10 protein-coding genes and 1 pseudogene are annotated in these 8,197 nt (G+C 70.0%); 5 read left to right on the top strand and 6 right to left on the bottom strand.

All coding sequences use genetic code 11. From position 1 onward, the window contains the following. Nucleotides 1-146: 146 nt before the first annotated feature. Nucleotides 147-761: pseudogene (locus FLW16_RS38740) on the bottom strand (IS5 family transposase); the annotation flags it as partial. Between the two features lie 159 nt (nt 762-920). Between FLW16_RS38740 and FLW16_RS38735 the strand changes: the two are divergent. The 4 genes from FLW16_RS38735 to FLW16_RS38725 are packed head-to-tail and all read left to right on the top strand — an operon-like array spanning nt 921 to nt 2,138. Beyond that, on the top strand, nt 921-1,253 hold the full coding sequence (locus FLW16_RS38735) for a DUF6247 family protein (RefSeq protein ID WP_142565975.1): 333 nt from the start codon (nt 921-923) through the stop codon (nt 1,251-1,253). Continuing rightward, a complete protein-coding gene (locus FLW16_RS38730) occupies nt 1,254-1,499 on the top strand; it encodes a hypothetical protein (RefSeq protein ID WP_142565974.1) in 246 nt (81 codons plus the stop codon). Further along, nucleotides 1,490-1,936 (top strand): DUF6247 family protein, encoded by a 447-nt coding sequence (locus FLW16_RS46355; RefSeq protein WP_396687058.1) that lies wholly within the window; start codon nt 1,490-1,492, stop codon nt 1,934-1,936. The genes FLW16_RS38730 and FLW16_RS46355 overlap by 10 nt, the downstream gene beginning before the upstream one ends. Then, the gene (locus FLW16_RS38725; RefSeq protein ID WP_142565973.1) at nt 1,893-2,138 is read left to right on the top strand and encodes a hypothetical protein; all 246 of its coding nucleotides are present in this window, start codon (nt 1,893-1,895) and stop codon (nt 2,136-2,138) included. Before FLW16_RS46355 ends, FLW16_RS38725 begins: the two co-directional genes overlap by 44 nt. Nucleotides 2,139-2,559: 421 nt before the next feature. Here the strand turns inward: FLW16_RS38725 and FLW16_RS38720 are convergent, their stop codons facing one another. The 3 genes from FLW16_RS38720 to FLW16_RS38715 form a co-directional block, all read right to left on the bottom strand. Beyond that, nucleotides 2,560-2,733: a carboxylesterase family protein gene (locus FLW16_RS38720; RefSeq protein ID WP_260616073.1), complete on the bottom strand. Its 174-nt coding sequence runs from the start codon at nt 2,731-2,733 to the stop codon at nt 2,560-2,562. A gap of 101 nt (nt 2,734-2,834) precedes the next feature. Then, the gene (locus FLW16_RS45705; RefSeq protein ID WP_260616072.1) at nt 2,835-2,963 is read right to left on the bottom strand and encodes a hypothetical protein; all 129 of its coding nucleotides are present in this window, start codon (nt 2,961-2,963) and stop codon (nt 2,835-2,837) included. 258 nt (nt 2,964-3,221) lie between these two features. Beyond that, entirely contained in the window at nt 3,222-3,854 is a 633-nt protein-coding gene (locus tag FLW16_RS38715; RefSeq protein ID WP_142565971.1) for a TetR/AcrR family transcriptional regulator, read from the bottom strand. Between the two features lie 150 nt (nt 3,855-4,004). On the opposite strand from FLW16_RS38715, the gene FLW16_RS38710 reads away from it, so the two are divergent. Beyond that, nucleotides 4,005-5,432, top strand: a complete 1,428-nt coding sequence (locus FLW16_RS38710; RefSeq protein WP_221891491.1) for an MFS transporter — start codon at nt 4,005-4,007, stop codon at nt 5,430-5,432. 70 nt (nt 5,433-5,502) lie between these two features. Here the strand turns inward: FLW16_RS38710 and FLW16_RS44185 are convergent, their stop codons facing one another. Next, nucleotides 5,503-5,763, bottom strand: coding sequence for a hypothetical protein (locus FLW16_RS44185; protein ID WP_185949786.1), 261 nt, complete (start codon nt 5,761-5,763; stop codon nt 5,503-5,505). Nucleotides 5,764-5,835: 72 nt separating this feature from the next. Beyond that, complete coding sequence (locus tag FLW16_RS46060) at nt 5,836-8,190, bottom strand: GH1 family beta-glucosidase (protein ID WP_142565969.1); 2,355 nt, start codon at nt 8,188-8,190, stop codon at nt 5,836-5,838. Between the last annotated feature and the right edge of the window lie 7 nt (nt 8,191-8,197).

The following is an 8,197-nucleotide window of genomic DNA, read 5'->3' as shown; positions in this document are numbered from 1 at the left end:
GATCACCCTTCCCCTCAGTCACGCCCTCGCCTGGTCCCGACACAGACGACACCACCAAGCCCGCGCCCGAGCTAGCCACTACTGGAAACGCTGGCTCCGACATCACGAAATCAGGCTGTAGTACTAGGGCGTGTATTTGGTTGTGATCAAGGAGTGGTCCGGGTGAGGCCTTTGATCCAGATCACCGCGGCACGGAGGTGGAGGCCGGCAAGGTGGCTGGCAGGGGTCTTGTCGTAGCGGGTGGCGATGCCTCGCCAGGCCTTCAGCTTGTTGATCAGTCGCTCGACGGTGTTCCGCTCCTTGTAGAGCTCGGCGTCGTGGCTGACGGGCCGGCCGCCCTTGCTGCCTTTCTTCTTCCGGTTCGCGGCCTGGTCCCTCTTTTCCGGGATGACTGCCTTGATGCGACGTCTCCGTAGGTAGGCGCGGTTGCTACGGGAGGAGTAGGCCTTGTCGCCCGCGACCGCGCCGGGCCGGGTGCGGGGACGGCCGACGGGCACCCGGACGCGTACTTTCTTGAGCACGGGGATGAACTGCGGGCTGTCTGCGGCCTGTCCTGCGGTCAAGACGAACGCCAGTGGGCGGCACTTGCGGTCGGCGGCAAGGTGGATCTTGCTGGTCTGCTCGCCCCTGGAGCGTCCGAGCAGGGCGGCTTTCAGCCGGAGCCTGCGCCGGTACCGGATGCGTCGCCGTTGTTCTGCTTCGGGGTCGTTTGCGGAGTTCTGCTCTTGTTGCCCTTCCCCGTCGCCCCCCTTTTGCCGGGCCTGCTTCGGCCGGCGCGCAGTGCGGGGCCATAGGTCGAGCCGTCGCGGCGCGGGGTGGGCGGCCCATTGACCTCCAGCACCGCCGACCACTGTGGGCGGATCTCCATCGAGGATGTCGTCCCGGCTCTGTAGTCTCTATAGGCGGGGAAGGGAGCAGGCATGACTGCGCAGCCGTACGACTTCGTGCCGGGTCAGACGCCGTTGCCGGAGAAGAACCTGCGGGCCATACGCGCCGCGTTGGTCATCCCTGAAGACCGCGAGGCGTTCGACGCCGGGCTGAAGGCGGTGCTCGACGAGGTGCGGGTAAGTCTCGACCTCGGGGCGCTGAACGCGTTCGTTCACCGGTGGTGGATCTCCGCCTGCGACTCGGTACGGGACCCTGAGGGGCGGCGGCAGATGCACAACCGGGCCGAGCAGGTGCTGGCCGGAGGACCCCGCCCGGAGGGCAGGCCATGGCGCGAGATTCTCGCCGCTCGTGGAATCGACGTGTAGGTGTACGAGCTCGTCGTTGATCCGGTCGCCGAAGAGCAGATCGCCGCACTACCGGACGAGGCGCTACGCCCGCTCGCGGAGTTGTTCGCGCTACTGGAGACCGCTCCGTGGAGCGGGGAACCGTATAACCGGGCGAAGCCGAGATCGAACATGCTCACTCACGCCTTCGGCGAACGTGGCCTCGCCACCTACGTCATCCTCGAAGAGCAACGTGAGACTCTCCTTGTCCGCCTCGAATGGCCCTAACCGGCGAGACAGACTCGACCATGGCGACGCGACCTCACAAGCCGCGGCGCAGGCCAACACCTGAAGAGATCCGCGCGTCGCTGCGTGCCGATCGCAGCCCGCGCGCCCTTCGTGCCGCCCTTCCCGTCGAAGACCTGGACGCCTTCGACGGGCAGCACCGCGAGGCCCTGCACAAAGCGGTCGCCGACCTGGACCTGGCCCCTCTGCACAAGTGCGTCGAGACGTGGTGGTGGCACGCGGTGCTCAGGGCTGATCCAGCCCAGTACGCCCAGATGATCGAGCGGGCGGAGGACATTCAGCGCCGCAGTGATCTCGGCGAACCTACCGGCGGTGTTCCCCTGGGACGAGGCGTTCGAGGCGAGGCTCCAAACCAGAGCACAACAGGGATGCTAGGTGTATGCGGGCGACCTCGACTCTGTCGTCCGACAGCAAGCTGATGCCCTACCGACAGAAGCGATCAATCCGTTTCGCGAGCTACGCGCTCTGCTGGAGACACCTCTGGAGTGGTCAGCCCTCAACCTGGACAGTCCGAAGGCCAACCTGCTCACCCAGGCGCTCGGCGGCCGGGGCCTGGCTGTATACCTCGTCCTGGACGAGCAGCGAGGGGTGTACATCGTCCGCATCGACTGGCTGAGCTGAGCCCGCACTGAGATCACGCTGATGCACGTTCTCCTTCGCATGCGGCGCCCGAGGCGATGGTCACCAGGCCATCGGGGGCTTGGTCGAGCGGCAGAATGTGGTGACACGGCGCCGCGTTCAGGCATGTTTGCGCGGCCGGCCGCCTCCGACACCCCGGCCCGGCCGCGCCTCGATCGCGCGGCGAGCGCCGACCGCGAGGTGTGCGCCACGCCGCACACCTCGCCCCAGATGCCCAGGCGCCCCTCCAATCGGTCCTTACGCACGGTCGAGTACGCCACGCCGAGCGACTCGGCCGCGTCCTGCTCGTCCAGGAGGTCCTCCGGGTGCTGCCCGGTGCCGGTCGGCCATGTCGGCAGCGGCCGGCCGTCGCGTGCCGCCTCGACCTGCGCGCGGTCGTACAGGAGTTTCCGCCGGCCTGGGTTCAGGGGGCGTAGCCCGTACTGGGCGGCCGCGTGATCGGCCGGCAAGCCAGATACATGCGCACCCAGCGCAGCGCCGCCACCTGGTCCTGCAGGCCGAAGTTGCTGGTCTCGCCGCGTTCGGGGTGGGCGAAGAAGCCGAACACGCCGAGCCGGTAGTCGACCGTCACGATCACGATGTCTCAGGCCCTGACCAGCCGGGTCGGGTCGTAGATCGGCTCTCAATCGCCGGGCTCCGGTCACCGGGCACGCCGACCCGGCCGCCGCCTTCGGTGGATCAGGCCGCCGGGTAGGCGGCCCGTACGTGTTCGTAGACGAGGAAGGCCAGGCCGAGGGCCAGTACGGCGGGCAGCGTCGCGGGGAGGTGCTCCCGCCGGGAGACGTGGAAGACGACGGCGCCGCACATGAGGGGGTACCACCGGAATACGGCAGATACGGGCCGCGGAACGGCGCAACCGCTGTTCACCGTTGACTCAGCGCCTCGTACGCGGTAGAGCGACCGATCTTGAGTGTGTGGGCAGCCTCAGTGACGTGTGTCCGGCCGATGACGAGGTCGCGATGAGGGGCCGTCAGCGGTGTAGCCGGGCGGGGTCGTGGTCGGCGAGTGCGGCGACGGGGATTGGTGTTGACGTGGATGGTCTGGCAGCGATCAGAAGGCTTCCGATCAGGGGGCCAGGCTGGGCGGTTCGCCGGGGAGGGCGCTGGGGTCGGGAATGCGCAGACCGTCCAGGATGACGTGGAGGTTGCGGTCCCACTGGTGGGCGCCCGCGTGGAGGCCCAGCGTGTGGGGTCCGGCGGAGGACGCGGCGACCATGAGGAAAGCCACGTCCTCCCAGGTCACGTCCGTACGCATCATTCCGGCCTGCTGGGCTCGCTCGACCAGGAGCTGAATGCGGTCGCGCAGTTCGGCTCGGGAGTGGTCCAGCACGTCGCCGAGGCGCTTGTTGACGTCGCACAGTTCGTTCCGTAGGTGAATGTAGGAGAGGGCAAATGTCGTGAAGCCCGCCCAGGGGTCGGGATCGGCCAGCCCCTCCTCGCCCTTGGCGATGATCTCCCCCAGCACCTCGCTGAGGACCGCCTTGAGCAGCGCCTCGAGGGTACCGACCCGGCGGTAGAACGTGCCGATTCCCACACCGGCACGGCGTGCGATCTCGTGCGCGGTGATCTCGCCGCCCATGACGGCGGCCTGACGGGCGGCGACGACGAGACGTTCCACGTTGCGCCGGGCATCGGCGCGCGGGCGTCGGCCCGAACCGTCGTCCAGGAGTTGCTCCACTGCGGGTGCGACTGCTGCCATGCGACCAGCATAGCAATAAGTGGACTAGACGAGTCCGGTTTAAGTGGACAAGAGGCGTCCGGTTGCACTAGCGTCCAAATCCGGACAGACGGCGTCCGTTTAGCTTCCGAGAGCGTGGGGTCGATGATGCCCAAAATTCCGCCAGGCCCAATGAAGATCACGGCGTTGGCCGCCGGGTTCGTCATGGCGAGCCTGGACACCACCGTGATGCAGGTAGCCGGGGTCACGATCCAGGAACGCCTGCATGCCTCTCTCTCCCAGCTCACCTGGGCCGTGGACGGCTACGTCCTCACCTTCGCCGCGCTGCTGATGCTGGCCGGCGGCCTGGCGAACCGGGTGGGCGCGAGACGCGTCTACATGTGGGGCATGGCGATCTTCGGTGTCGCGTCGCTGGCTTCCGCGCTGGCAACGGGCATCGAGGTCCTGATAGCGGCGCGGCTCCTCCAGGGGGCCGGGGCGGCGCTGTTCATGCCGAGCTCGCTCGCGCTGCTGGTGCGGGTCTTCCCGGACGCGCGCGAACGCACCAAGGTGCTGGGCGTCTGGTCGGCGATCGTCTCCTCGTCCATGGCGCTGGGCCCGACGGTCGGCGGCATCATGGTCGGCGCGTTCGGCTGGCCGAGCATCTTCCTGATCAACCTGCCCATCGGCATCACGGGCATGCTCCTCACCCGCCGGCACATCGCCAGGGGCGGAGGGGACGCCCGGCCGCTGGCGACCCCCGGGCACGCCGCCGTCATCGTCCTGCTGGCAGGCGTCAGCTTCATGCTGATCGAGGGACCGCAGCTCGGCTGGAGCGCGGCCCCAATGCTCGCCGCCATCGCCGCCACGGCGCTGGCCGCCGTCCTGCTCATCGGCCGCGAACGCCGCACCGACAACCAGGTGATGCCCTGGACGCTGTTCCGCGGCGCCCGTTTCGCCGGCGCCAACGCCGTGGGCTTCCTGTTCAACGCCGCGTTCTACGGCTCGCTGTTCATGATCGGCCTGTACGTCCAGCACGGCCGCGGCGCGAGCCCGCTCCAGGCCGGACTGCAGATCCTGCCCCTCACAGTCTTCATCCCGTTCGCCAACATCGCATTCGCCCGCATCTCCGGGCGCGTCGCGACAGGCCTCCTCCTGGCCGTCTCTTTCCTGGTCGCGGGGACCGCCTCCCTGGCCCTGACCGCCCTGTCGACCGCCACCCCATACTGGATGCTGGCCGTCGCCCTCGGGCTCACCAGCATCGCGGGCGGCTTTATCGCGCCCGCCATGACGGCGGCCATGGTGAACGCGGCGGGCACCCGGCACGCCAACACTGCCGGTTCGGTCCTCAACGCCAACAGGCAGATCGGATCCCTGGTCGGTATCGCCTCCATCGGCGCCATCCTGGCCGTTACCCCCGGCTGGACCACCGGAGCGGCCCTGTCGTTCCTCCTCGTCGGCGCCGCCTACATCGCCAGTGCCCTGATCGCCTGGCGCCTCATCCACCTGCCCGAACGCCGCGAGGCCACCGCCCCGACCGCGGCCCCCGTAGCCGGACCGGCCCCCGAGGCACAGCCCCGCCACGCCGAGGAGACGTCCCGACTGGGCTCACCCTCGTAGCGCAAGCAGATCTCTGCCGGCTGACCGCGGGGCCGAACAGGAATCTGGCGCGGGACGACGCAGCCGCTGTTCAGCGTTGAGCCAGCGCCTCGTAGGCGGTGGAGCGGCCGATTTTGAGGGTGCGGGCAGCCTCTTCCAGCAGGTCCAGCTCGGCACGTCGCGCGGCGATCCGCTCCAGCATCCCCTCATCCGTCATGACACTCCAGCGTAGGAACCGCACCGGCCACCACGAGCCGGAACAGCCCACGAACGTGGCATCCACGGCGTCCACGGGGGCGGCGCGATCGAGTGGCTCGGCTGCGTCCGTGGCTCGTTCGCTACGCTCGCTCATGCCCGGTCCTCACGCCAAGCTCGCCGGCCCCACCTTTCAGGAGTGGCTCGACACCCAACCCTGACGCGGGGGTCAGGTCGTGGCGCGGACCACCAGGCGCGTGGGGAGGACGACGGAGCTGGTGTGGCGGCCGTCGAGGCGGGACAGGAGCAGCCGTGCCAAGGCCAGGGCCTGGTCCGCGGCGGGCACCCGGACGGTGGTGAGCGCCGGGGTCGTGCAGGAGGCGGCGTGGATGTCGCCGAAGCCGACGACCGCCAGGTCTTCCGGCACCCGCAGTCCCTTCTCACGCGCCGCTTCCATCGCGCCGATCGCCAGCTCGTCCGAGGTGGCGAACACGGCGTCCAGATCCTGGCCGCCGGACAGCAGCTCGCGGGCCGCGGCGGCGCCCGACCCGCTGTCCAGGCCGGCGAGCGCGATCACCGGCCGCAGTCCGTCCTCGTGGAGCGTGGCCAGATGCCCGGCGAGGCGGTCCTGTACGGCGACAAGGTCCATGGGGCCGCAGATCATCCCGATGCGGCGGCGGCCCCGGTCGAGAAGGTGCCGGGTGGCCTCCCTCGCGCCGCCCGCGTTGTCCACGTCCACGTGCGGCACGAGGGAGGCGATCGCGGGCTTGCCGAGCAGCACGACCGGCACCCCGGTGCGGGCGAGCCGCTCGGTGAGCGTGTCCGGGCCGTCCGGCGGGACGAGCACGACCCCGTCGACCTGCCGCGCCTCCACGTGCCGGATGATGCGCCGGTGGCTCTCGGCCGTGTCGGCGAGCATGAGGGTGATCTGCTTGCCGGCTCCTTCCAGGACGCTGGTGACGTACTGCACGACGGCGGAGGTCAGCGCCTCGCCGCCGTGCCGGGGAACCGACAGGACGAGCGCGACCGAGTCGGTCCGCCGGGTGACGAGGCTCCTTGCGGCGGCGTTCGGCACGTAGCTCAGCTCCTGCACGGCGCGCAGCACCGCGGCGCGCACATCGGGGCTGACCCGCGTTTCCCCGTTCACGACCCGCGAGACCGTGGCCCGGGAGACGCCCGCGCGGGCGGCGACGGTCTCGAGAGTGGGCCGCTTCGGCCGCTCCGCGCCGAGCCCGTTGCGCTTGATGACGTCGCGATACCACAGCGCGCTGTCCTTGAGCAGCCGCCGCTGGGTGGTGAAGTCGACGTGGACGATGCCGAACTTGCGCCGGTAGCCGTCCGCCCATTCGACGCAGTCGAGCAGCGACCACAGCAGGTAGCCGCGGACCCGGGCGCCCTCGTCGATCGAGGTCCGCAGGGCCCGCAGGTGCTCCTCGACGAAGCTGATCCGGTCGACGTCGTGGATGCCGTCGCCGGTCACGACGTCCTCGAAGTCGGCGCCGTTCTCGGTGATCATCAGCTCGGTCTCGGGATACTCCTCGGACAGGCGCCGCAGGAGCAGGGACAGGCCGCTCGGCATGATGGGCCAGCCCATCGCGGTGACGGCCGTGGGCACGCTGCAGAACAGCACGCCCTCGCTGCCCGGGAAGGCCGGGTCGGCCGGGGCGCTGGGCTGGGCCTGCACCGCGATGGGCGTGTAGTAGTTGACCCCCAGCAGGTCGATGGGCCGCCCGATGACGTCGAGGTCTCCGTCGCGGATGTGGCCGAGCCCGGCGGTCTTCTCGATCAGCGGCAGCAGCTCGGCGGGGTAGCGGCCGCGCAGCAGCGGCTCCAGGAACTGCCGGTTGTGCAGGGCGTCGATCCTCGCCACCGCCTCGGCGTCCTCTTCGGGGATGCCGGCGGACATGTCTCCGAGCTGCGCGGGGGTGAGGACGGGGGAGAGGTTCAGCACGACGCCGGCTCTCGCGGCGCCCCGCGCGCGCAGCGCCTCCAGGCCCAGCCCGTGCGCGAGCAGCATGTGGTGGGCGCTGACGAACGCGTCGGCCGCCGACCGCAGGCCCGGGGCGTGCACCCCCGAGCCGTGGCCGAGGAAGGCGGCGACCCACGGCTCGTTCAACGTGAACCAGGTGTCCACGCGGTCGCCGATCCTGTCGTACACGACGCGGGCGTAGTCGGCGAAGTGGCGGGCCACGTCGCGCGAGGTCCACCCCCCGCCGTCCTGCAGCGCCTGCGGCAGGTCCCAGTGGTACAGCGTGGCGTACGGCGCGATGCCCGCCTCCAGCAACTCGTCCACGAGCCTGTCGTAGAAGTCGAGCCCCGGGCCGTTGACGCGGCCGTGCCCCTCAGGCAGCACCCGCGGCCAGCTGACCGAGAACCGGTAGGCGGCGATGCCCAGGTCCTGCATCAGCCGGACGTCCTCCGGGTGGCGCGCGTAGTGGTCGCAGGCCGGGTCGCCGTACGCCCCACCCGCAAAGGCGTCCCAGATGGAGGGGCCACGGCCGTCGCGGTCGGTGGCGCCCTCGATCTGGAAGGCGGACGTGGACACTCCCCAGACGAAACCCTCTGGGAACAACGCGGTGCGCATCTACGCG

It is taken from the genome of Microbispora sp. KK1-11, from assembly GCF_006874435.1.
Classification (GTDB): domain Bacteria; phylum Actinomycetota; class Actinomycetes; order Streptosporangiales; family Streptosporangiaceae; genus Microbispora; species Microbispora catharanthi.
Note: the sequence above shows the minus strand (reverse complement) of the source record. Positions and strands in the feature narration are given on the sequence as shown.